This window comes from Halopelagius inordinatus (assembly GCF_900113245.1).
In the GTDB taxonomy this organism is placed as follows: Archaea; Halobacteriota; Halobacteria; order Halobacteriales; family Haloferacaceae; genus Halopelagius; species Halopelagius inordinatus.
This window is the reverse complement of the sequence record NZ_FOOQ01000004.1, coordinates 96,793-118,581: the sequence shown is the minus strand read 5'-3', so window position 1 is coordinate 118,581 and position 21,789 is coordinate 96,793. Positions and strand designations below refer to the sequence as shown.

The 21,789-nt window shown below is 65.6% G+C and carries 22 protein-coding genes and 1 tRNA gene; 13 read left to right on the top strand and 10 right to left on the bottom strand.

Translation table 11 applies throughout. The annotated features are described in order from the left end of the window. Positions 1-144: 144 nt before the first annotated feature. Positions 145-1,476 (bottom strand): hemolysin family protein, encoded by a 1,332-nt coding sequence (locus BM167_RS14070; protein ID WP_092893359.1) that lies wholly within the window; start codon positions 1,474-1,476, stop codon positions 145-147. Between the two features lie 298 nt (positions 1,477-1,774). On the opposite strand from BM167_RS14070, the gene BM167_RS14065 reads away from it, so the two are divergent. The 5 genes from BM167_RS14065 (at position 1,775) to BM167_RS14045 (ending at position 5,575) form a co-directional block, all read left to right on the top strand. Continuing rightward, entirely contained in the window at positions 1,775-2,629 is an 855-nt protein-coding gene (locus tag BM167_RS14065) for an NOP5/NOP56 family protein (protein WP_092893358.1), read from the top strand. Further along, positions 2,626-3,261, top strand: a complete 636-nt coding sequence (locus tag BM167_RS14060; protein WP_092893357.1) for a fibrillarin-like rRNA/tRNA 2'-O-methyltransferase — start codon at positions 2,626-2,628, stop codon at positions 3,259-3,261. Before BM167_RS14065 ends, BM167_RS14060 begins: the two co-directional genes overlap by 4 nt. Before the next feature lie 68 nt (positions 3,262-3,329). Beyond that, positions 3,330-4,406, top strand: a complete 1,077-nt coding sequence (locus tag BM167_RS14055; protein ID WP_092893356.1) for a glutamate--cysteine ligase — start codon at positions 3,330-3,332, stop codon at positions 4,404-4,406. A gap of 51 nt (positions 4,407-4,457) precedes the next feature. Beyond that, on the top strand, positions 4,458-4,985 hold the full coding sequence (locus tag BM167_RS14050) for a helix-turn-helix domain-containing protein (protein ID WP_092893355.1): 528 nt from the start codon (positions 4,458-4,460) through the stop codon (positions 4,983-4,985). A 77-nt stretch (positions 4,986-5,062) separates the two neighbouring features. Further along, positions 5,063-5,575: a phosphopantetheine adenylyltransferase gene (locus BM167_RS14045; protein WP_092893354.1), complete on the top strand. Its 513-nt coding sequence runs from the start codon at positions 5,063-5,065 to the stop codon at positions 5,573-5,575. Between the two features lies 1 nt (position 5,576). Here BM167_RS14045 and BM167_RS14040 read toward each other — a convergent pair whose 3' ends face one another. After that, the gene (locus tag BM167_RS14040) at positions 5,577-5,885 is read right to left on the bottom strand and encodes a cyclin family protein (RefSeq protein WP_092893353.1); all 309 of its coding nucleotides are present in this window, start codon (positions 5,883-5,885) and stop codon (positions 5,577-5,579) included. 83 nt (positions 5,886-5,968) lie between these two features. On the opposite strand from BM167_RS14040, the gene BM167_RS14035 reads away from it, so the two are divergent. From BM167_RS14035 to BM167_RS14005, 6 genes are all read left to right on the top strand, one after another. Then, positions 5,969-6,053 (top strand) — tRNA-Leu (locus BM167_RS14035). 421 nt (positions 6,054-6,474) lie between these two features. Beyond that, the gene (locus BM167_RS14030; RefSeq protein ID WP_092893352.1) at positions 6,475-7,299 is read left to right on the top strand and encodes a CPBP family intramembrane glutamic endopeptidase; all 825 of its coding nucleotides are present in this window, start codon (positions 6,475-6,477) and stop codon (positions 7,297-7,299) included. Positions 7,300-7,427: 128 nt separating this feature from the next. Further along, positions 7,428-7,820, top strand: a complete 393-nt coding sequence (locus BM167_RS14025) for a DUF8147 domain-containing protein (protein ID WP_092893351.1) — start codon at positions 7,428-7,430, stop codon at positions 7,818-7,820. 903 nt (positions 7,821-8,723) lie between these two features. Beyond that, entirely contained in the window at positions 8,724-9,539 is an 816-nt protein-coding gene (gene dacZ, locus BM167_RS14015; protein WP_092893349.1) for a diadenylate cyclase, read from the top strand. Next, positions 9,539-10,351 carry a mechanosensitive ion channel family protein gene (locus BM167_RS14010; RefSeq protein WP_092893348.1) on the top strand — a complete coding sequence of 271 codons (813 nt, stop codon included), beginning with the start codon at positions 9,539-9,541 and terminating at the stop codon, positions 10,349-10,351. Before dacZ ends, BM167_RS14010 begins: the two co-directional genes overlap by 1 nt. A 183-nt stretch (positions 10,352-10,534) precedes the next feature. Further along, complete coding sequence (locus tag BM167_RS14005; protein ID WP_092893347.1) at positions 10,535-11,572, top strand: sensor histidine kinase; 1,038 nt, start codon at positions 10,535-10,537, stop codon at positions 11,570-11,572. A 17-nt stretch (positions 11,573-11,589) separates the two neighbouring features. On the opposite strand, the gene BM167_RS14000 is transcribed toward BM167_RS14005, so the two are convergent. Further along, positions 11,590-12,132, bottom strand: coding sequence for an acyltransferase (locus BM167_RS14000; protein ID WP_092893346.1), 543 nt, complete (start codon positions 12,130-12,132; stop codon positions 11,590-11,592). A gap of 89 nt (positions 12,133-12,221) precedes the next feature. After that, on the bottom strand, positions 12,222-13,514 hold the full coding sequence (gene purD, locus BM167_RS13995; RefSeq protein WP_092893345.1) for a phosphoribosylamine--glycine ligase: 1,293 nt from the start codon (positions 13,512-13,514) through the stop codon (positions 12,222-12,224). A 144-nt stretch (positions 13,515-13,658) separates the two neighbouring features. Between purD and BM167_RS13990 the strand changes: the two genes are divergently transcribed. After that, positions 13,659-15,821, top strand: a complete 2,163-nt coding sequence (locus BM167_RS13990) for a thioredoxin domain-containing protein (RefSeq protein WP_092893344.1) — start codon at positions 13,659-13,661, stop codon at positions 15,819-15,821. A 30-nt stretch (positions 15,822-15,851) separates the two neighbouring features. On the opposite strand, the gene BM167_RS13985 is transcribed toward BM167_RS13990, so the two are convergent. Continuing rightward, a complete protein-coding gene (locus tag BM167_RS13985; protein ID WP_092893343.1) occupies positions 15,852-16,238 on the bottom strand; it encodes a thioredoxin family protein in 387 nt (128 codons plus the stop codon). A 167-nt stretch (positions 16,239-16,405) separates the two neighbouring features. Here BM167_RS13985 and BM167_RS13980 point away from each other — a divergent pair, with 167 nt between their 5' ends. Continuing rightward, on the top strand, positions 16,406-17,386 hold the full coding sequence (locus BM167_RS13980; protein ID WP_092893342.1) for a PLP-dependent cysteine synthase family protein: 981 nt from the start codon (positions 16,406-16,408) through the stop codon (positions 17,384-17,386). Here BM167_RS13980 and BM167_RS13975 read toward each other — a convergent pair. The 5 genes from BM167_RS13975 to BM167_RS13955 form a co-directional block, all read right to left on the bottom strand. After that, on the bottom strand, positions 17,359-18,231 hold the full coding sequence (locus tag BM167_RS13975; protein WP_092893341.1) for an alpha/beta fold hydrolase: 873 nt from the start codon (positions 18,229-18,231) through the stop codon (positions 17,359-17,361). The two genes, BM167_RS13980 and BM167_RS13975, sit on opposite strands and share 28 nt — an antisense overlap. Positions 18,232-18,270: 39 nt before the next feature. Then, the gene (locus BM167_RS13970) at positions 18,271-18,726 is read right to left on the bottom strand and encodes a DUF5804 family protein (RefSeq protein ID WP_092893340.1); all 456 of its coding nucleotides are present in this window, start codon (positions 18,724-18,726) and stop codon (positions 18,271-18,273) included. A gap of 67 nt (positions 18,727-18,793) precedes the next feature. Then, the gene (locus tag BM167_RS13965; RefSeq protein WP_092893339.1) at positions 18,794-19,069 is read right to left on the bottom strand and encodes a hypothetical protein; all 276 of its coding nucleotides are present in this window, start codon (positions 19,067-19,069) and stop codon (positions 18,794-18,796) included. A gap of 114 nt (positions 19,070-19,183) precedes the next feature. Further along, positions 19,184-20,401 (bottom strand): tRNA sulfurtransferase, encoded by a 1,218-nt coding sequence (locus tag BM167_RS13960; protein WP_245781372.1) that lies wholly within the window; start codon positions 20,399-20,401, stop codon positions 19,184-19,186. Between the two features lie 92 nt (positions 20,402-20,493). Further along, a complete protein-coding gene (locus tag BM167_RS13955; protein ID WP_092893338.1) occupies positions 20,494-21,699 on the bottom strand; it encodes a methionine adenosyltransferase in 1,206 nt (401 codons plus the stop codon). Positions 21,700-21,789: the final 90 nt, after the last annotated feature.

The window sequence follows — 21,789 nt, the reverse complement described above, 5'->3', positions numbered from 1 at the left end:
CAGTTTGCCCGGAACGAGCCCGGGGAAACCCGTACACCACAGTTCCGACAGATGAAGGATGCCCGCTCGTTCATGTGATACAACCCCACATTAGTTCCTTACATTGTTAAGACTTACCGTGGTCGGAGAGAGTCCCGCGCTCGCTCACTCCGCCGCAGGGTCGTCGGCCCCTTCTTCGTGGACGCGAACGGTCGAAATCCGGGTTCCCTCTACGTTCGTCACCTCGATGGCGTGGCCGGCGACTTCGACGCGGTCACCGACCTCCGGCGCGCGGTTGAGTTCCCCGAGCACCAGTCCGCCGATGGTTTCGACCTCCTCGCTCTCGAAGTCCGCATCGAGGACGTCGTTGACTTTAGACAGCGGGACGCCTCCGTCGATGTCGTAGTTCCCGTCGTCGCGTCGCCGTATCGAGTGTTCGCGCTCGTCGAGGTCGAACTCGTCTCGAAGGTCTCCGACGAGGGCCTCGACGATGTCTTCGACCGTCGCGATACCCTCGAAGGACCCCCACTCGTCGATGACCGCGGCCACCTGCTGGTGGTCATCTCTGAACTGCATCAGGAGGTCGCTTATCGCCATCGTCTCCGGGACGATGAGAACATCGCGGGCGATGTCGCCGACGAGTTCGGCGTCCCCGCCGTCTACCTCCGCTCGCAGCACGTCCTTGACGTCGACGAATCCGATCACTTGGTCGCCGTCGTCGGCGTCGAGTACCGGGTAGCGCGTGTGACCGGCCTCGAAGACGGTCGAGTGCAGTTCGGACAGCGGAGTGTCCGCCGGAACGCCCACCACGTCCGGTCGCGGGACCATGACCTCCCGCACCACGGTGTCGTCGAGGTCGAACACGCGCTCTATCATCGTCACTTCCGCCACGTCGATGTCCCCCTCCTCGCCGGACTGCGTGAGCACCCGGAGGAGTTCCCGTTCGCCGAGCGTCTCGTCTGACTCGGACGCGGGCGGGACGCCGAGCGACCGCGTGAACGCGTTGGCCGCCCCGTTGAAGACGACGATCCCCGGATAGAGGATGTAGTAGAATAACTTCATCGGCGGGGCGAGGAAAAGCGAGAGTCGCTCGGTCTGGGCGATTGCGAGCGTCTTCGGAGCGAGTTCGCCGAAGACGACGTGGAGGAACGTGATGATAGTGAATCCGATAGCGAAGGCGACGAAGTGGAGCGTCCCCTCGGGGAGAATCGGAGCCAACACGGGTTCGAGAAGCGCCGCCACGGCGGGTTCGCCGACCCATCCCAGTCCCAGCGATGCGATGGTGATGCCGAGTTGCGTCGTCGCGAGGTAGTTGTCGAGGTTGGTCATCACCTCTTGGAGCGTCTCCGAACCGGCCCGCCCCTCCGAGACGAGTTGGTCGACCGACGTTCCTCGGATCCGGACGAACGCGAACTCCGACGCGACGAAGAAGCCGTTCAACACCACGAGAAACAGCGCGAGAACGACCTGCGCCGCCGAGAGAACGACGTTTACCATCGATGCTTCCAGAACGCACTGCCGTTCGGTTGTACTGTGTCCATATCGATGCATCTCGCTCCATCTACTAAAGTCACCTAACGATTCCGTGAGTGAGTGAGTGAGTGCCGATAACAGTTCACAGATGCTGTCGGTGTCGCGGCCGGAGACGACACTCTCGGCCTCGTCGACCGCCACCGCTTAGATTTTCGACGGCTATCGGGCGACTCAGCGCCGGGTCGCCCCGGATATCTCCTCTAGGACTACCGTGACTCCGCGTACCGGGACGGATATACCCGTTCGGGGACAGCGTGGAACTATGAACGACGGAGCACCCTCGACGAGTGCGGGTTGGTTCGAGGGCGTCGACCCCGACGACGTAGCGAGTGCGAGCGAAGCGATAACCGAAAATCGGGCCGAAGAGCCCGGAGAGTGGCCGGCGGTGGCGGTCGAGTCGGGATACGCGGACTCGAAAGACGAGTACTACGAACGGCTCCGCGAGGCGTCTCTCCGCGCGACGAGAGACCAGGTCCAAAAGCGCGAACGAGCCGACGACAAGCAGTTAGTTCACAGCGTTCGCGCGATGGACGACGCCGAACGCACGGCGAACGAACTCGCCGAACGCCTCGCCGAGTGGGCCGGGACGCTGTACGACGACGCGGGCGTCGGCGTCGACGGCGCGCGCGAACTCGCCGCGAAAGACGCCGAGACGCCGGTCGAAGAGCGAGTCGTCTCTCTCGCGGAACGGGTCGTCGCCCTCGCCGACGAACGCGACGACCTGCGCTCTTTCATCGAGACGCGCGCGCCCACCGTCGCGCCGAACCTCTCTGAGATGGCCGGTCCCGTCCTCGCGGCGCGACTCGTCGCCCTCGCGGGCGGCCTCGAATCGCTGGCGAAGAAGCCCTCCGGAACCGTCCAAGTGCTCGGCGCGGAGGACGCCCTCTTTGCGCATCTCCGGGGCCGTGGGTCCTCGCCCAAACACGGCGTCATCTTCACCCACGAGTACGTCCGCGGGACGCACCCCGAAAACCGGGGCTCGGCCGCCCGGGCGTTCGCCGGCAAACTCGCCATCGCCGCGCGAATCGACCACTACGCGGGCGACTTCCGACCCGACCTCCACGAGGAACTCAGAGAACGCATGGAGACCATCCGCGCGCGGGAGGTGGACCAATGAGCGACTCTCTCCCCGCGGGCGTCGAACGCCGCACCTTCGACGGCCGCGAACGGTTGGCGACGGAAGGCGAGACGGTCTACGGCGAACCGACGGACGCGGGGTGGCGCGCGTGGGACGCCGGCCGGTCGAAACTCGGCGCGATGCTCGAACTGGGCGTCGAGACGGGTCTTGCGGGCGGCGAGACGGTGCTCTATCTCGGGGCCGCCTCGGGGACGACTGTATCGCACGTCGCGGACTTCGCCGGGCCGACGTACGCCGTGGAGTTCGCGCCGCGGCCCGCCCGCGACTTGGTCGGCGTCGCCGAGGACCGAACGAACCTCTTTCCCCTGTTGAAGGACGCCCGAAAGCCCGAGACGTACGCGCACGTCGTCGAGTCGAACGTGGACTGCATCGTCCAGGACGTGGCGACGCGGGGGCAGGCGACGGTCGCCCTCCGAAACGAGCAGTTCCTCGCCGAGGACGGCTATCTCCTCGCGGCGGTCAAAGCCCGAAGCGAGGACGTTCTCGCGGACCCCGACGACGTCTTCGAGGCGGTCACCGAGGAACTGAAAGAGGGGTACGAGATTCTGGAGACGGCCCGCCTCGACCGGTTCCACGACGACCACCTCGGCGTGGTCGCGAGGCCGAAGTAGGGTTTTTCGACCCCGTGTCTCGCCGGGGTCCACGACATATTTAATCGACCGTCTCGAACGACGGACCGATGGAGCTAGGGTCCGCGGACGCGTTCGACCGGATGGGTACGCTCGGCGTCGAAGAGGAGTTCTACATCGTCGACGCCGACGGACGCCCCACATCGGGTATCGCGGACTTGATCTACGACCACGAACCGTCGGGTATCCTCGATGGGCGTCTCGACCACGAACTGTTCCAGTTCACCATCGAGACGCAGACCCCCCTCATCGAACGCCCCGACGCGGCCGCAGAGAAAGTCCGCGCCGTCCGCGACGCACTCGTCGAATACGCCGCAGAACACGGCTATCGCATCGCCGCCGCGGGCCTGCATCCCGCCGCGAAGTGGCGGGAACTCGACCACGCGACGAAACCGCGGTACAAGGCGCAACTCGACCGTATCCAGTACCCGCAGCACCGAAACACGACCGCCGGACTCCACGTCCACGTCGGCGTCGACGACGCGGACAAAGCGACGTGGGTGTCGAACGAACTCCGGTGGTATCTCCCGCCCCTCCTCGCGCTTTCCGCGAACTCGCCGTTCTGGAACGGGTTCGACACGGGCCTGTCGTCGGCCCGCGCGAAGGTGTTCGAGAACCTCCCGAACACGGGGATGCCGACTCACTTCGCGGATTTCGAGGCGTACCGGCAGTTCGAACGCCGGATGGTCGAGTCGGGGTCGATAAACGACCGCGGCGAACTCTGGTACGACGTGCGCCCGCACACGGGCCACGGAACGGTGGAGGTCAGAACGCCCGACGGACAGGCGGACCCCGAGGTGACGGCGGCGTTCGTCGAGTACGTCCACGCGCTCGTCTCGGACCTCGCGGAACGCTACGAGGACGGCGAGTCGGGCGCGGACATCCGCCGCGAACTGTTAGACGAGAACAAGTGGCGCGCCATGCGATACGGCCACGACGCGGAGTTCATCGCCCGCGACGGAGAGGGACTCGTCTCTCTCGAATCGTTCGTCGCAGCCGAGTGCGACAGACTGGGCGTGACCGGACTCCGAGACGTGTACGACCGCGAGAGCGGTGCCGAACGACAGCGACGCATCCACGAATCCGAAGGGTTGGATGCGCTCTGTCTCGACCTCTGTCTCGACTGAGTCCACGGAAACCTTTTCAAGGCCCGGTTTTGTCCCTGTTGATAGAACAGTATGTCTGCGGACGACCCCACCGACGACGCGACGGACCCGGAGACTGCCGACACCGAGGCGGTAGCCGCCGACGAATCGACGACGGACGACTCGCCGCGGGCGCGACTCGACATCGACGCCGACCGCGCCGTAGAGGAGTTCGACGAGGGAATCGTCGATTTGCTCGCGTGGCTTCTCGACACCGAGACCCGCGCCCGAATATACGTGTTCCTCCGGCAACACCCGAACGCGACGAGCGAGGAAGTCGCAGACGGGACCGGTCTCTATCCGAGCACGGTTCGGGAGGCGTTGGCGGAACTCCACGGCGAGGAGACGGTCGCCCGACAGAAGCGGCAGAACTCGGGGGCGGGCAACAACCCCTACGAGTACACGGCCATCCCGCCGAGCGAACTCGTCCACGGCGTCGTCGGGCAGGTACAGTCGCAGTTGAACACCGTGTTCAACCTCGACCGACGTCTCGGCGGGGCCGACGCCGAAGACGACACCGAACCCGTCAGTATCACCGTCGAAGACGCGTCCGAGGAGTGAGACGGTTCGAGGCGAGGACCGCCCGATTCGGCCTACCGAGCCGACCTGTTTAAGTCACGGCGGACCGACGCCCGGATATGAACGTCGCCTTGGGAGGGACTTTCGACCCGGTCCACGACGGCCACGTCGCACTCTTCGAGCGAGCGTTCGAAATCGGTGACGTGACCGTCGGTCTCACGAGCGACGACCTCGCGCCCGAAACCCGCCACGTCGACCGGTGCGTCCGTTCGTTCGAAGAGCGCCGCCGTCGCCTCGTCACCGAACTCGAACCGTTGGCCGAGGAGTACGACCGCTCTTTCGAGGTCCGAGAACTCGACGAACCGACCGGAATCGCCATCGAACCGCAGTTCGACGTCCTCGTCGTCTCGCCGGAGACGACGAACGGCGCGGAACGAATCAACGAGATACGGCGCGAACGCGGCATCGACCCCCTCGACGTCGAGGTGGTCGACCACGTCGTCGCCGAGGACGGCGACCGAATCTCCTCGACTCGAATCGTTCAGGGTGAAATCGACCGCCACGGGAACGTGACTCCCGAACGCGAGGGCCGCGACCCGATGGAACCGGTCGGCGACTCCGACGACTCCTGACTCACCACGACGGCGGGCGGAACCCGGCGTCTTCGAGGATGTCCTTCCAGCGCTTTTGGATGCTCAGCCGAGTCACGTCGGCGGCGTCTGCGACTTCGGTCTGGGAGCGTTCCTCGCCCGCGATGAGAGCGCCCGCGTAGAGGCTGGCGGCGGCGATGGCGCGCTTGGACCTGTCGGAGGCCGGAATCTGCGAGAGGAACATGTCCGAGGCGTACGACCGCGCTTCCGACCCGAGTTCGAGTCTGTCCGCGGCCGTCTCGATGCGCGTCAGCCACTCTTCGTTGTCGACTCGGTCCCGGGCGCTGTACATATCTGTGCGTTGCGCGTCATCACACATGAACCCTCCGCGCGGAACGACAGTTTGATTGTCTCGTTGGGGAAAACTGGGAGTGCGCGCGGGTAGCCAAGCTAGGCCAACGGCGCAGCGCTTAGGACGCTGTCCCATAGGGGTCCGCCGGTTCGAATCCGGTCCCGCGCACTGAACGAGTTTTCGAGCGGAGCGAGAAAACGAGTGAGGGAGCAGGCCGGATTCGCGGCCCAGAGGACGAGCGAAGCGAAGTCCTCGCGGTTCGAATCCGGTCCCGCGCACGACTTCTCCGAACGTCAGTGAGGAGAGTCATCGATACGAGCGGATTCGAAGCAGGGAGCGAACGCAGTGAGCGACCGAGGTTCGAATCCGGTCCCGCGCATATCGAACTCGGCGGCGGCGATGCTGATTGTCTCGACTGGAACCGCGGTTGTCGTCTCGGCCGGGACTGTTGACCGGAAAGAACGAGAGCCACGAACCAGACGAACCCCTCGCATGAATCCGCACAGATGCGGACGCACGTCCCGCGGCCGATGTTCCGATGCACCAGCGCCGCTGTTCGGTTTAACTGAGTCGACCGCTTACAGGGAGTATGAGCGCCGAGCGACCATCACCGCACCCCGAGCAGAGTGACAACCCACGGATCGGTGCGTTTCTCTTCCTGACGTTCGGATGGTCGTGGCTGTTCTGGGGGCCGAAAGCGCTCGCGGCCCGGGGGTTCGTCGGGGACGTCCCTGTTCTCCCCGAGTTGGGCGCGTTCGGCCCGACCGTCGCCGCCTTCGTCCTCGTAACGTACGCGAACGGTACGACTGGGGCTCGATACCTCCTCCGACGAGCGGTTCGCTTCGATTTCCCGAAACGGTGGTTGCTCCCGGCGCTGTTTCTCTCTCCTGTCGTCGTTTTCGTCGCACTCGGCGTCGCCCTCGCCACGGGCGCTTCGCTGTCGTTCCCCTGGGCGGGCAATCCGGTCGTCCTTCCAGTCGCGTTCGCCGTCATCTTCTTTCTCGGCGGACCACTCCAAGAGGAGTTCGGCTGGCGTGGCTACCTCCTCGACCCCCTCCAGAAGCGATTCTCTGCACTCGGCGGCGGTGTCGCTGTCGGCGTCGTCTGGGCAGTGTGGCACGTTCCGCTCTTTTTCATCCCGAGCGAAACGATCTACTACCAGAACCCGTTTCTCGGGTTCGCGGTCTCTATCACGCTTCTGTCCGTGCTCATGACCTGGGTGTACAACAACACGAACGCCAGCCTTCTCCCCGCCCTTCTGTTTCACACCTCGTTCAACTGGTCTCAGGGAATGTTTCCAATACTCGACTCCGATCCAGCGAGCCTCACGCTCGTCGGACTCCTCGCTTTTACGACACTGTCCGTCGTCCTCTACTGGGGGCCGACCAGACTGCGTCGGACAGACCGCTCGTAGTCTCTCTTACTACCGCGAACTGTTAGCCGACAAACTCCGAATGCTGGATGCAAGTGAATCCAGCGCGACGAACCTCTCCGACCCCCCCTTCCCCGTGTCTTTATTGTCTCCACCGTGATATGTCAGCCATGACAGCTCGTACGACTGCTCTGGGTGCGGGTGCCGCTGTCACCACGTTCCTGTTAGCCGGTGCCGCGACAATCGAACTGCTGGGGGGCGGAGAGGCTCCCGCAGTCGGTATCATCGGCGTCTTCGTCGCCGTCATCGCCGGACTGTTGGCGGGCGGGATTGTCAGCGTGTACGCTGACCGCCTCTCTCGAACCGCCAGTTCGGTCCTCGTCGCCTACGCGACGTTCGGCGTCGCCTTCGTCGCAATCGCCGGGATGAGCTACGTCAACGTCCCGTACGTTGACGACGTGTTCACGTTCCCCGTCCGTATCGGCGTGAGCATCGTCGTCGCAGTCGTCGTCGCCCTGTTGGCCAGCCGTAGAAAATCCGGCGAGGGGACCGGGACCGCCTGAGTTCGACCCCGGTTCGTTATCGAATCCGCTCTCACGCGCTCTCACGGGCCGAGCGAACCGGTACTGGCGTTCGACGCTGGGGCTGACCAGACTCGTCGTCTCCGTACGGTATTCACGTCTCGGAGCGGTCGTTTCTGACTTCCGACAGACCGTTCGCTCGCGAACTCCGTTCTTCCGCACGCGTCGCAACGAGTTCGACGCTACGACTCCGGATGGTAGATATACGAGTGGCGGATGTCGCTGTCGTACAACTGACCCTGCGCCGTGTGTTCATCAGAGTCGCCGAAACCTATCACCGGTCGGGGATTCCGACAAGCTCCCTCGAACGCAACTCAGTATTCTACATAAACATTCAGGATAAGAACTATATGTATCTGACGTGTCGTGTCCAAGTGGATGGTTACCACGACAACGCAGACGGTCACTGTCGACCGAGTTAGTAACGGTGGAAACTCCATCGCGCAACAGCAGCACGGTGGCAAGTCCATCCACGTTCCTGCCGGAGAGGTGGGAGAAACGTACGAGGTTCGCCTCGTCGAGAAGGGTGGGTACTTCGAGGCTCACCTAGTGGACCAAATGGACTCGGTTCAACCGCGGGGACCGAGTATCGGTCCAGATACGAGTGACGTTGGCAAGAGCCTACTCGACCCTGAACGGAACCACTCTCATTCGTATGAGATCCGGAACTCTCCCGGAGGCGGGAAACTACGTAGCAACAACCCCTCGGGACAGAGGATGCGGAGCGATCTGTCGCGACGGAAGAAGTGACTGCTCGAAGCGTCGCTGAACTGCTACGCACTCCGTATTTAAACCCGCACCCAGACCCATCGGCCGCCGACGACCGCTTCTCACCTTTGAGAACATGCCACAACTCTTTTTCGTACCGGGATTGACGTATCAACGATGGCGGCCTTATCGGACCTCCTCGGAGATATCGTCGAGAGCGTGGATGCGTTGTTCTTGTTCTCCCCAAGCAGTTCGTTCTACGAACGGTTCGCCGACGCGGACTCGAACGTTCCGGTGGTGGTCGTCGCACCGGAGAACGCCGTGGACGCGGAGACGTACGTCGAACTTCCCTTGGAGTTCGACAACGTCCGCGACCGGGTTCGCTTCGGCGTCGAGGGCGCGATGGAACGCGGACTCGTCGAGGACGGCGACACCGTCGCTTGTAGCGTCTCCGTGTTCGGCGGCGACATCGACTCTGTCATCCGCGTCCGGGTCAGCGAGGGGATGCGCTCGGGCATCTTCGACCTGTTCGCGAACTCCCGGGCCGAACCGAGCGTCATCCGCGACGTCTTCGAGGTGGCTCTCGAACTCGGTAAGAAGGGCCAGAAGGGCAAGCCCGTGGGTGCGTTGTTCATCGTCGGCGACGCCGGGAAGGTGATGAACAAGTCCCGACCGCTCTCGTACAACCCGTTCGAGAAATCCCACGTCCACGTCGGCGACCCCATCGTGAACGTGATGCTCAAGGAGTTCTCCCGCCTCGACGGGGCGTTCGTCATCTCCGACTCGGGAAAGATAGTCAGCGCGTACCGCTACCTCGAACCCTCCGCGGAGGGAGTCGACATCCCGAAGGGTCTCGGCGCGCGCCACATGTCCGGCGCGGCTATCACCCGCGACACGAACGCGACGGCCATCGTGCTCTCGGAGTCCGACGGTCTCGTCCGCGCGTTCAAAGGTGGGAAGATGATTCTCGAAATCGATCCGGAGGGGTACTGATGACCGGGGGGACACCCGTACAGACGCAGACGGGCGGCTCCGTCTTCGGGGAACTGTTCGACACCGTCCCCCGCGACGTGTGGTTCGCTCTCGGCGTCCTCGTCGTCGGCGTCCTCGTCGCGTTCGTCCTCGGCTCTCTCACCCGGCGCGTCCTCGACGGACTCGGCGTTCCCGGTGCGATAGAGGGGACGGCGTTCGAGCGAACCGCGCGCGACTTCGACACCTCCACGGTCGAACTGTTGGGCTGGCTCGTCCGCTACTTCGTCATCGGCGTCGCCGTGTTGGCGGCCCTGTCGCTGTCGGACGTGAACTACGCCACCCAGTTTTGGAGCCGAGTAGTCGGGTTCCTTCCGATGCTCTTTTTCGCGGTGGTCATCCTCATCGTCGGCATTCTCGTCGGCGACAAGGTGGAACTGCTCATCACGGAACGACTGCGCGGGGTCAAACTCCCCCAGATAGGTATCATCCCCTCCATCGCGAAGTACACGGTCTTCTTTCTCGCGACGCTCATCGCGCTTTCGCAGGTACGAGTCGCCACGGACGCGTTGGTCGTCGCCCTCGGCGGGTACCTGTTCGCGCTCGTTGTCTTTGCCGCGATAGCGTTCGCCGACCTGCTGAAGTCCGGGGCGGCGGGGACGTTTCTCCTGTTGAACCAACCGTACGCCATCGGCGACCGGGTTCGCGTCGGCGAGACGAAAGGCATCGTCCAAGAGGTAGATCTGTTCGTCACTCGAATCGAGACCGACGACGAGGAGTACATCGTCCCGAACCAGAAGGTGTTCGAAGAGGGCATCGTCCGCATCCGGTCGTGAGGCGGACGGACGACGCCGGTATCGAGGCCGTCCTCGGTCGACGCGGTCGAACGCTCGTTTTCTTTTGACCGCTGTCGACCCCTCCGTTTTTCTCCCCGCCACGCGGAGAACCGCGAGACGGGGCAGTCGGCGGAGCGCCGAAACAACCCGGAAAGTGAAATACCTCCCGGACGACGTAGTGCCGTGGAAGGCAGTCACTCCGGCGACGAGAGCGGACTCGACGAGGAGGTGTACCGCGAGGCGTTCCGCAGCACCGAGACTCCTGCGCTCATCGCCGATCCGGAGTTCGTGATTCGAGACGTCAATCACGGCGGACTGGAGTTTCTCGGCTACGAACTCGACGAACTCGTCGGCCGACCGATGACGATAATCTCGGGCGACGACGACATCTCAGACGAGATGCTCGACTGTCTCAGGCGCGGAGAGAAGTGGCGCGGGGAGTTCGCCGTCGAGACGCAGAACGGACGCAACGTCTACGGAACCGGCTCTGCGTCCCCCATCGTCTTCGACGGCGAGACGAAGGGCATCATCACGATATTCGTCGACACGACGAAACAACGGCAGTACGAGAACACCTCCGAGGTGTTGAGTCGGTTGCTCAGACACGACCTGCGCAACGAACTCAACATCATGTACGGGCACATCCAACGCGCCCAGTCGACGACGGACTCCGCGGACGCCGACGAGAGCCTCGAACGGGCGAGAGACAAAATCGTCGAAATCGTCCACAAGACCGAACGCGCACGCGACCTGCGGAATCTACTGGAGAAGTCCTACTCCGCTTCGAACCGGCCGGTCAGACTCGACATCGTCCTCAACAACAAGATAGTGGAGGTGATGCACGAGTTCGACGAGGCGGAGTACGACTTCGAGGTGTTCCCCGAAGTCGCCGTCGTCGCAGACGACCTACTGCCCGCGGCCATCGAGGCGGTCCTCGAAAACGCGGTCACCCACAACGACCAACCGACGCCGCGGGTCGAAGTCTCGGTGGAGGTCACAGACTCCGCGGCGATAGTCTCGGTCGCGGACAACGGCCCGGGCGTCCCCGAGGCCCAACGCGAACTCATCTTCGGCCGCGAGGAGTTCGACCAACTCCACCACGGCACCGGAATCAGCCTCTTTTTCGCCGACAGCGTCCTCAGCAGTTACAGCGGCGACATCTGGGTCGAGGACAACGACCCCCGCGGAGCCGTCTTCAACATCCGCCTCGAACGACCCTGACCCCGCCCGCCCCGCGTCTACTCGCTTTCGCCGTCGTCGTCCTGACTGGACATCGGCCGCGCGGGGACGCCCGCCACCGTCGTGTCCGGCGGTACGTCGCGCGTGACGAGCGAGTTCGCCGCGACCTGTGCGCCCTCGCCGACGCGGACGCCGGGCAGAAGCACCGCCTTCGCGCCTATCATCGCCCTGTCGCCGACGACCACCTCGCCGGTCCGGTACTCGTCTTGGAGGAACTCGTGACAGAGGATGACGGAGTCGTAGCCGACGACGACGTGGTCCCCGAGCGTTATCAGTTCTGGCCAGAACACGTCCGGCGTCGCCTCTAACCCCCACGAGACGCCGTCGCCGACGGTGACGCCGAGTCGCCTCAGCGCCCAGTTTTTCAGCCAGAAGAAGGGAGAGACGCGGGCCACCCACACGAGGAGGTAGTTCAGCGTCACTCGCCAGAGCGGCTTTGCGTCGGTCCAGTATCGCAGGGAGTTGAGCGGTCCGGGCGTCGGATGCGCCGTCACCCGGTGGTGTCGCCGCCCCGCCGCGTCCGCGTCGTTCTCGTCGCTCACGACTCGGGGTTCGCGGGCGCGGTACAAAAGAAATACCCGGCGGCGGAGTCGCCGGAACCGTCGGACCCGCCGACCGGAGAGGCGCGGCGCTACTCGCCGCGCAGTTCGGCCACGTGGTCGATACGCTTTTGGACGAGTTCGGGTTTCCCGATGTCGTGGCGGATGCGGACGCCCTCGCCCGCCGCGGCGAGTCCGGATTCGGCCTGCTTCTCGGCCGCGTCGATGGTGTCGGCCACGCCGACGACGGCGAACGACCGCGAGGTGGTCGTGTAGATGCCGTCCTCGCGGGCGTCCACGCTGGCGTAGAAGAGGAGTGCGTCGCCGACGTTCTCCTCGTCCACGGTCACCTTCGCGCCCGAGTCGGGGTCCGTCGGGTAGCCGTCGGGGACGGCGTACTTACAGACGGTCGCCTTCCCGGCGAACTCCAACTGCGGAATCGAGTCGCCGTCGCGCGCGGCCGTCACCACGTCGAGAAACGACGTTTCGAGGACCGGAAGCGTGTTCATCGCCTCCGGGTCGCCGAACCGGGCGTTGAACTCGATTACCTTCACGCCCTCGGCGGTGAGCATGAACTGCCCGTAGAGAACGCCCTTGTAGTCGGGAAGCGCGTCGATTGTCGCTTCGAGAACCTCCACCGCCGCGGCGTAGTCGTCGCCGGTCATGAACGGCAGTTCCGGCGCGGCGTCGGTGTAACTCCCCATGCCGCCGGTGTTCGGCCCTTCGTCGCCCTCGTAGGCCCGCTTGTGGTCCTGCACGGCGGGCGTCGGATGCACCTCGCCGTTCGCGACGAACGCTTGCACGGTGAACTCCTCGCCGACGAGTCGTTCTTCGAGGACGACTTCCTCGTACTCGGAGTCTCGGAGGTACTCCTTTGCCTCCGCTTTCGTCACCTGGTCGCCGGTGACTTTCACGCCCTTCCCCCCCGTCAGGCCCGCGGGTTTGACCGCCAAATCGCCGTCGTAGTCGTCGATGTAGTCGCAGGCGGCGTCGATGTCTTCGAAGACGGCGAAGTCGGGACAGCCCGGAATCTCCTTTTCCTCCATGAACCGCCGTTGGAACGCCTTGTCCGTCTCGATTTTCGCCTCCTCCGCCTGCGGGCCGAACGTGTAGACGCCCGCGTCGTCTAACGCGTCCGCGACGCCCGCTTGGAGCGCGGATTCGGGGCCGACGACGGCCACGTCCGCGCCCACTTCTTCGGCGTAGGCGACGATGTCCGCCGCCGCCGTCTCCGAGAGTTGCTCGAACCCGGCGGCGAGTTCGGCGATGCCGGGGTTTCGGTTGCTCGCGCAGGCGTACAGTTCGCAGTCCGAACCCGCCGCCAACGCGCGGGCTATCGCGTGTTCTCGGCCGCCGCCGCCGACGAGGAGCGCAGTCTCGGTCATACGCGGTACCGCGATGCACGAGAGTGTAAAAGTTGCTCTTCGGACAGCGCCGAACACTCACAAACGTGGATATGCGGGGCGCGAACGCTCCGCTCCGTCGCCGCCTCCACGCCCCTTTAGTTCCCGACTCTCCTACCCACGTCCATGAACGACGTTCTCGGGCGCAACCGACTCGACGACGAAGAGAGTCCGTACCTCCGCCAGCACGCGGACAACCCCGTGAACTGGCAACCGTGGGACGACGACGCACTCGCCGTCGCCCGCGACGAGGACAAGCCCATCTTCCTCTCGGTCGGCTACTCCGCCTGTCACTGGTGTCACGTGATGGCCGAGGAGAGCTTCGAAGACGAGGAGGTGGCGAACGTCCTCAACGAGGCGTTCGTCCCGATAAAGGTGGACAGAGAGGAACGACCCGACTTAGACCGAATCTACCAGACCATCTGCCAACTCGTCACCGGCGGCGGCGGGTGGCCCCTCTCGGTCTTCCTCACGCCGGAGGGAAAGCCGTTCTACGTCGGCACCTACTTCCCGAAAGAGGAGCGTCCCGACAGGGGGAACGTCCCCGGCTTCTTGGACTTGATTCGGTCGTTCGCGGGGTCGTGGGAGACCGACCGCGACGAGATAGAGAACCGCGCCGAGCAGTGGACGAGCGCCATCACCGACAACCTCGAAACGACGCCCGACGAACCCGGCGAAGCGCCGGGCGCGGAGATTCTCGGCTCCGTCGCGACGGCGGCGGTTCGAGGTGCCGACCGCGAGTACGGCGGGTTCGGCTCCGGCGGCCCGAAGTTCCCGCAGGCCCGCCGCGTCGAATCGCTCCTGAAGACGTACGTTCGCTCCGGCGACGAGGACGCCCTCGCGGTTGCGAGGGAGGCCCTCGACGCGATGGCCGGCGGCGGCATGTACGACCACGTCGGCGGCGGTTTCCACCGCTACGTCACCGACCGCGAGTGGACCGTCCCGCACTTCGAGAAGATGCTGTACGACAACGCCGAACTCCCGCGCGTCTACCTCGCGGCCCACCGACTCACCGGTCGAGAGGACTACGCGCAGGTGGCCCGCGGGACGTTCGACTTCGTCGAGCGGGAACTCCGCCACCCCGACGGCGGCTTCTACAGCACCTTAGACGCCAGAAGCGGCGGCGAGGAGGGGACGTACTACGTCTGGACGCCCGAACAGGTCCGCGAGGCACTCGGCGACGAGACGACGGCCGACCTGTTCTGCGACCGGTACGGCGTCACACGGTCGGGGAACTTCGAGAACGGGACGACGGTGCTGACGGTTTCTGTCCCCCTCGACGGACTCGCAGCGGAGCACGACATCTCCGTCGAGGAGGCGGCCGACAGACTCGACGACGCCCGAGAGACGCTGTTCGAGGCGCGCGAGGAGCGCGTCCGCCCCGCCCGCGACGAGAAAGTCCTCGCGGGGTGGAACGGCCTGATGATTTCGTCGCTCGCGGAGGGCGGACTCGTCCTCGGCGAGGAGTACACCCGACTCGCGGAAGACGCCCTCGCGTTCGTCCGCGACCGACTCTGGGACGACGGCGAGAAGCGACTCGCGCGGCGGTACAAAGACGGCGACGTGAAGGGCGACGGCTACCTCGAGGATTACGCCTTCCTCGCCCGCGGCGCGTTCGACCTCTACCAAGCCACCGGCGACGCCGACTACCTCGCTTTCGCACTCGAACTCGCGCGCGCCGTCGTCGACCAGTTCTACGACGAGTCGGCGGGGACGCTGTACATGACTCCCGCCGAGGGCGAATCGCTCGTCACCCGCCCGCAGGAACTTCAAGACCAATCGACGCCGTCGAGCGTCGGCGTCGCCGTCTCGCTTCTCCTCGACGCGGACGCGTTCGCTCCCGACGCCGACTTCGCGTCCGTCGCGGGCGCGGTTCTCGACACGCACGCGGACCGAATCCGCGGGCGGCCCCTCGAACACGTCTCGCTCGCACTCGCCGCCGAGAAGCGCGCACACGGCGGGACGGAACTCGTCGTCGCCGCGGACTCGCTCCCCGAGTCGTGGCGCGAGACGCTCGCCGCGCGCTACGTCCCCGACGCCGTCCTCTCGGTCCGCCCGCCGACGGACGACGAACTCGGACCGTGGCTGGAGACGCTCGGACTCTCCGACGCGCCGCCGGTCTGGAAGGGTCGCGAGGCGCGCGGCGGCGACCCGACTATCTACGTCTGCGAGGGACGGACGTGCTCTGCGCCCGCCCACTCCGTCGACGAGGCGTTGTCGTGGCTCGAAGGCGACGGGGACGACGAACGAGACGTCTCGCTCGACGACGTGGACGACATCGACCTCTGAAAAACGAGACGGCGGCGAGCGGAGACGTCGTCAGGAGTCGAGTTCGTCCGCGAGGTAGACGGCGATGGGTGCGGACTCCTCTTCGACGAACCGCGCCACCTCCTCGCCGTCGCGTTCGACGACGACGGTCGGGATGAGTTCGATGCCGTACTCCTCGACGTTCGGCCCGGTCTTGCTCCCGTCGTCTTCTTTCTCGACGGGGTAGTGGTGGACGTTCTCGTCGGGGACGCCCGCGGCGTCTAACGCGGCGCCGAAGTCCGGCAGTTGCCCCCGGCAGTCGCCGCACCAGTCGCCGCCCCACACCCGATAGACGAGACCGTCTTCGGCGAGAGCCTCGATTTCGTCCTCGTAGGACTGTTCGTCCCACATCGGGTTCGGTTCCATCGTCTCTAACGTCCGTGACTCGGCGTCGGCCATGTCACACGATACCGGGTCGAGGGGTTTAATCCGAGCGGTCCGCGACGGATTCCCCTCGCCGATGTTCCGCCTCCGCGCCGCCGCCTCCGCCTACGCGCGTCGCCGAATCCGGCGCGTCTTGCCCGGGTCCGCCACCGTTTTCGGTCCGAGTCGCCTACGAGTCGGTGATGGATGCGAGTATCCTCGAGACCATCGGGTCGCCGTTGGTCCGAGTTTCGTCGCCGCCGGGGGCGCTCGTTGCGGCGAAGATAGAGTCGAAGAACCCCGGCGGGTCCGCGAAGGACCGACCGGCGCTGGGGATGATAGAGGCAGCCGAACGGGAGGGACTCATTTCGCCGGGCGACGAACTGGTCGAACCGACGAGCGGGAACACCGGAATCGGACTGTCGATGGCCGCCGCGAGCAAAGGCTACGACGTGACTATCGTGATGCCCGCCTCGAAGTCGCCGGAGCGACGCGAAATCATGCGGGCGTACGGCGCGGAGATCGAACTCGTGGACGGCGACATCTCCGCGGCGAAAGACCGCGCCGACGAACTGGAGGCCGAGGGGATGACCCAACTCCGGCAGTTCGAGAACCCCGCGAACCCGCGGGCGCACTACCGAACCACCGCAGAGGAGATTCTCGAACAGATAGAGGGCCGAACCGTCGACGCCCTCGTCGCGGGCGTCGGCACCGGCGGCACCCTCTCGGGCATCGGGCGACGCCTCCGCGAGGAGTTTCCCGAGATGGACGTCGTCGCCGTCGAACCCGAGGGCAACGCCGTCCTCTCGACCGGGAAATCGGGGCCCGACGACTTCCAGGGGATGGGGCCGGGGTTCGTCAGTCCGAACCTCGACAGGGACATCGTAGACGAGATAGAAGTCGTCTCTCTCGGTGCCGCCGAAGAAGAGTGTCGCCGCCTCGCCCGCGAGGAGGGCATCCTCGTCGGGCAGTCGTCGGGCGCGTCGAACCTCGCCGCGCGCCGCGTGGCCGACCGACTCGCGGACCCGGCGACGGACCGCGAGAGCGACGCGGACGGCTACGTCGTGACGGAGGGTCCGGCCGACGCGTCCGCGGAGTCGCTTCCAGACGAGGACTGCCCCCTCGTCGTCACCGTCTTCTGGGACAGCGGAGAGCGCTACATGTCCACGGGCATGTTCGACTGAACGAACAGTCGAATCAACGCGTTCACGCGGTTCGGTTGCTCTCGCGGCGGCCAGTGACCGCAGTTCGGCAGGATGCGCACCTCCGCGTCGGGGACGAGAGCCCCCGCGCGGACGGACCACGACTGCGGGACCAGCCTGTCGTCCTCGCCGTGGACGAAAAGCGACGGCACCGACACGTCGGGCAGTCGGTCCACGTAGTTCGTCTTCAGGCCGCGGAAGCCGACTTCGGCCCGTTGGAAGCGCCGCCACGCGTCGCCGTCGGTTCGCTTCGCCTCCGCGAACACCTCGTCTACCAGTCCCGGCGAGACGTTGCCGTAGGAGACCACCGCCCGAACCGAGAAGTACGCGACCGTTCGACTCCGCGCGATGGCCCGCCACGAGAGGTCGCCGAGGTACGGAATCCGCGGAAAGAGCGCGCCCAACACGCCGCCGGGAACCGACCCGCCGAGTCCGTAACTGTCGATTGCGACCAGCGCGGAGACTGACGCCGCGTGTTCTAAGGTGTAGCCGACGGCGATTCCGCCGCCCATCGACGTCCCGACCAAAACGGGCCGTTCGACGCCGATTTCGGGGAGGAACCGTTCGAGGACGCGGACGTAGTAGTCCGTCGTCGGCGTCCGTTCGGGCGGGTCGCTCTCGCCGTATCCGGGGAAGTCGGGCGCGACGACGCGGAAGTCCTTCGCGAGGGCCGGAATCAACTCGCGCCACGAGAGCGACGCGCTATCGAGTCCGCCGCCGTGCAGGAGGACGACGACGGGGTCCGCCGAGTCGCCGGCCACCAGATACCGAAGGTGGAGGCCATCGAGTTCGACGTCGCGGGACTCCGCCCCGTAGGGAACCGCCATGGACCCGCCTACGACCGCCCGGACAAAAAGGTGCGCCGCCTACCGCCCGAACTCGTCGTCGCTCACGCGGACCACCACCGTCTCCGAGACGTCTCTGAGGTCGTACGTCGGCACCGACCCGTCCGGACGGCGAGCGACGTACATCGGTTCGACGAGGCGGCCGTCTTCGAGGCCGTATATCGCGAGTCGCTCTCTCGTCTCCTCGGGGCGCACGTCGCCGTCGCGAACCCGTTCCGCGAGGCGGCGCGAGAGCCACTCGGTATCGCTGATGCTCGGTTCGCGGACGAGGACGGTGTCGACGAAGCGGACGAGATACCAGTTGAGGTCGTTACAGAGAGAGACGGCGGCGCCGACGCTCACCGTATCGACCGCGAGCGAGTTCTCGAACGGTTGGCGTATCTCGTACGTCGAGAGGGCGGCCCGCGCCGTCTCCCGAGAGAGGAGTTCGTACTGGACGTTCACCTCGGGCGCCCCGACGAAGCAGACCCGCGTCACGTCTTCTGCCTGACGGCGGGCGGCTAAATCGGTTGCGGTGCGGCGGTCTGGCGTCGGTTCGAGGGCGTCAGTCGTCGGCCGCGTCGTCGCCGTCGAGCCACTCCGTCGCACACGGTCCGTCGCAGAACGACAACAGCCGTCGTTCGTACGTCAACTTCTCTCCGCGGTCGGGTCGCCGGTCGCGGCCGAGTTCGACCTGGTGGTGCGCCCCGTTCAGATCGACGGTGTCGCCGCACGCCGGGCACGTCTCGCGTCCGACGCGCCACGAGGTGCGCGGGACCACCTGCCTGACGGTCCACGAGGAGTCGGTTCGGCCGTGGGGAGGGCGGCGCGTTCGTGACATTACCGGATCGTACGACGTGGAGCTTTGTAAACCCATTTTACCCCGATTATTCACACGAGAGCGAACGGAACGTAGATAATATGAATTATAATTGTCGTTCCGGTGGGTGAGCCGCTACGGGTCGAGTTCGACGACCGACCGCTCTGCGGCCGCCTCCCGCGCGGAGTCCAAGAGTCCGTCGGGTTCTTGGTCTTCGACCGCATCGAGCGTCGCGTTCGTCTCCGGATGCGACGGCGCGACTCGTTCACAGCCGACCGGAAGCGTCGAGTCCGAGAACGTCCCGAGGGCGCGCGCCTCTTCGACGATGTCCGTCTTGTCCACCGTCAAGAGCGGTCTGTGGACCGGAAGCGAGACGGCGGGGTCGGTCGTCGCGAGGTTCGGACCGGTCTGCGACGACTTCTGGCCGAGCGATTCGCCCGTCACCACGGCGTGGGCGTCGACCTCGCGGGCCACCGCCTCGCCCGCCGCGAGCATCGCCCGGCGGAGCGACAGCATCCGCGTGTCGTACAGTTCCTCGACCACCGTCTGCACCACGTCGCCGCCGGGGACGACGTGGAGGCGAACGTCCTCGTCGGGCGCGCGCCGCGAGAGCGCCGTCGCGACTTCCCTCGCGCGAGCGCGGTGGTCCGCGCCACCGTAGTCGCCCAAATCGACGTACACCGGCACGACCGAGCAACCGCGGCGCATCATCCGCCACGCGGCGACGGGCGAGTCGATACCGCCGCTGAGCAGGGCCACGACGCGGCCCTGCGTCCCGACCGGAAGTCCGCCCGGCCCGTCCGACTGGACGGCGGAGACGAACGCTTCGTCGTCGCGCACTTCGATGCGGTACGTCCGGTCCGGGCGGTCTAAGTCCACCGGGGCGTCGGTGGCGGCTTCGACGGCGCTTCCGCCCTCGACTTTCAGGTCGCGACTGGAGAACGGATGCGCCGAGGGCGGCCCGACGCGGCGACTCTCCACCGCGAACGACTCCTCTGCGGTGTGCCCGCGTTCGGAAGCGAGCGTTCGGAGAGCGTCGCAGACGGCAGCGAGCGTCGCGTCCGTCCGAACCGCGGGTCGCGCCCAGACGGTGCCCGGCAGGGTGGCGACGCGTTCGGCGACCGAATCCGCCGCCGTCGTCTCGGCGAGGTCGCCACACTGCGTTTTGCGGCCAGTCGAACGTAGTTCGACGACGAGTCGCGACCACCGCCTGTCGACGGTACCGGGGAGTTCGGCGTCGGCGAGGGCGGCGCGGACGCTGTCTGCGAGTCGCTTCGTCATCTTCGCGCGCACCTCGCTACTTTTCGTCCCGAACTCTCCGTATCCGACCACGACGACGTTCTCGGCGTTCACTACACGGTCGTACTTCGCGGCGCGCAATCAGCGTCTCGGTCCCGACGCGGGGCCGACGGGGATACGGCGGCCGTCCCGTCGCCGAAGCGCCCTCAGAACGTCGTCAAGTCGCCATTTATCGCCTGCCGAGTGATGTCGGTGACGTTCGCGAGGCGGTCGTCGACGATGGCCTCCACGTCGGCTTCGATGTCGGAGAGGACGACGCCGTCGTCGGTGACTATCTTCGCGTCCGCGACGTGCGGTTCGTCGATGGGCCGACCGATCTGAGAGAGCAGGCGAATCTGCAGGTCGCGGATGCCCTCCACCTCGTCGACGACGGTTTCGGCGATGTCGGTCGACAGCAGGTTGTATATCTTCCCGATGTGGTTGACGGGGTTCTTCCCCGACGTCGCCTCCATGCTCATCGGTCGGTTCGGCGTGATGAGGCCGTTCGCGCGGTTCCCGCGCCCGACGGACCCGTCGTCGCCCTGTTCTGCGCTGGTGCCGGTCACGGTGAGGTAGATGGAACCTTCGTCGTAGTCGTCGGCCGTGTTGACGGCGACGTCGACGTTTCGGTCGGTGTACTGGCGGGCCACCTCGCCTGCGAACTCCTCTACGGCGTCGACCGCGTCCTCGTACTCCTCTATGTCGGCGATGTACGAGTCGACCATCGCGGCGGCGACGGTGATGTCTATCGAGTCGCCCTCGCGTTTGCCCATCACCTTCACGTCCGGTCCGAGGTGGGGGTTCGTTTCCACGTACGTCGAGTTCAGTTCGCGTTCGACGTTCAGCACTATCTCTTCGGTTTCGGTCAACGGCGCGTGCCCGACGCCGAACGACGTGTCGTTGGCCATCGGCACCTGCACGTTCTCCTCGCCGAAGACGTCCTGCAGGTCGCCGGACCCCTCGCCGAGTTTCACGTCGACGACGACGTCGGTGCCGAACTCCAGTTCGGGGACGTGTTCGTTCAGGTAGTCGCGGGCGGCCTCCAGAGCGACCGAATCGACGGGGAGTCGCTTCCCGTCGTACTTCTTCGTCGCGCGACCCACGAGGAGGATGTAGATGGGTTCGACGACTTCGCCGCCGCCGAAGGCGGGCGCGGCCTCCCCGGCGACCAGTTGCGTCTCGTCCGTGTTGTAGTGGAGCACTTTCCCGACCCGGTCGAGATAGAGATTCGACAGGGCGCGAGAGACGCTCTCGGCGATTCCGTCCGAGATGGAGTCGGGGTGACCGATACCTTTTCGCTCGACGATTTCGACCTGCTGATCCTCGACGGCGGTTCTGTCGGCCGCCTCGATACTTATGTTCCGTTCGGTCATTGTTCAGTCGTTTCGCACCGGCGATTCTATAACTTGCGGAAAATATTAGCGTCACAAGTATTACCATAGAACATACCCGCGCGACGGAGA

Excerpts from the sequence above, each read along its gene's own strand:
- BM167_RS14055 (WP_092893356.1), top strand. The coding sequence starts at position 3,330 with ATGGAGCTAGGGTCCGCGGACGCGTTCGACCGGATGGGTACGCTCGGC.
- BM167_RS13965 (WP_092893339.1), bottom strand. The coding sequence starts at position 19,069 with ATGTCACGAACGCGCCGCCCTCCCCACGGCCGAACCGACTCCTCGTGG.
- BM167_RS13980 (WP_092893342.1), top strand. The coding sequence starts at position 16,406 with ATGGATGCGAGTATCCTCGAGACCATCGGGTCGCCGTTGGTCCGAGTT.
- dacZ (WP_092893349.1), top strand. The coding sequence starts at position 8,724 with ATGGCGGCCTTATCGGACCTCCTCGGAGATATCGTCGAGAGCGTGGAT.
- BM167_RS14060 (WP_092893357.1), top strand. The coding sequence starts at position 2,626 with ATGAGCGACTCTCTCCCCGCGGGCGTCGAACGCCGCACCTTCGACGGC.
- BM167_RS14010 (WP_092893348.1), top strand. The coding sequence starts at position 9,539 with ATGACCGGGGGGACACCCGTACAGACGCAGACGGGCGGCTCCGTCTTC.
- BM167_RS14025 (WP_092893351.1), top strand. The coding sequence starts at position 7,428 with ATGACAGCTCGTACGACTGCTCTGGGTGCGGGTGCCGCTGTCACCACG.
- BM167_RS14030 (WP_092893352.1), top strand. The coding sequence starts at position 6,475 with ATGAGCGCCGAGCGACCATCACCGCACCCCGAGCAGAGTGACAACCCA.
- BM167_RS14050 (WP_092893355.1), top strand. The coding sequence starts at position 4,458 with ATGTCTGCGGACGACCCCACCGACGACGCGACGGACCCGGAGACTGCC.
- BM167_RS13990 (WP_092893344.1), top strand. The coding sequence starts at position 13,659 with ATGAACGACGTTCTCGGGCGCAACCGACTCGACGACGAAGAGAGTCCG.
- BM167_RS14045 (WP_092893354.1), top strand. The coding sequence starts at position 5,063 with ATGAACGTCGCCTTGGGAGGGACTTTCGACCCGGTCCACGACGGCCAC.
- BM167_RS13955 (WP_092893338.1), bottom strand. The coding sequence starts at position 21,699 with ATGACCGAACGGAACATAAGTATCGAGGCGGCCGACAGAACCGCCGTC.
- BM167_RS14040 (WP_092893353.1), bottom strand. The coding sequence starts at position 5,885 with ATGTACAGCGCCCGGGACCGAGTCGACAACGAAGAGTGGCTGACGCGC.
- BM167_RS13985 (WP_092893343.1), bottom strand. The coding sequence starts at position 16,238 with ATGGCCGACGCCGAGTCACGGACGTTAGAGACGATGGAACCGAACCCG.
- purD (WP_092893345.1), bottom strand. The coding sequence starts at position 13,514 with ATGACCGAGACTGCGCTCCTCGTCGGCGGCGGCGGCCGAGAACACGCG.
- BM167_RS13975 (WP_092893341.1), bottom strand. The coding sequence starts at position 18,231 with ATGGCGGTTCCCTACGGGGCGGAGTCCCGCGACGTCGAACTCGATGGC.
- BM167_RS14070 (WP_092893359.1), bottom strand. The coding sequence starts at position 1,476 with ATGGTAAACGTCGTTCTCTCGGCGGCGCAGGTCGTTCTCGCGCTGTTT.
- BM167_RS14065 (WP_092893358.1), top strand. The coding sequence starts at position 1,775 with ATGAACGACGGAGCACCCTCGACGAGTGCGGGTTGGTTCGAGGGCGTC.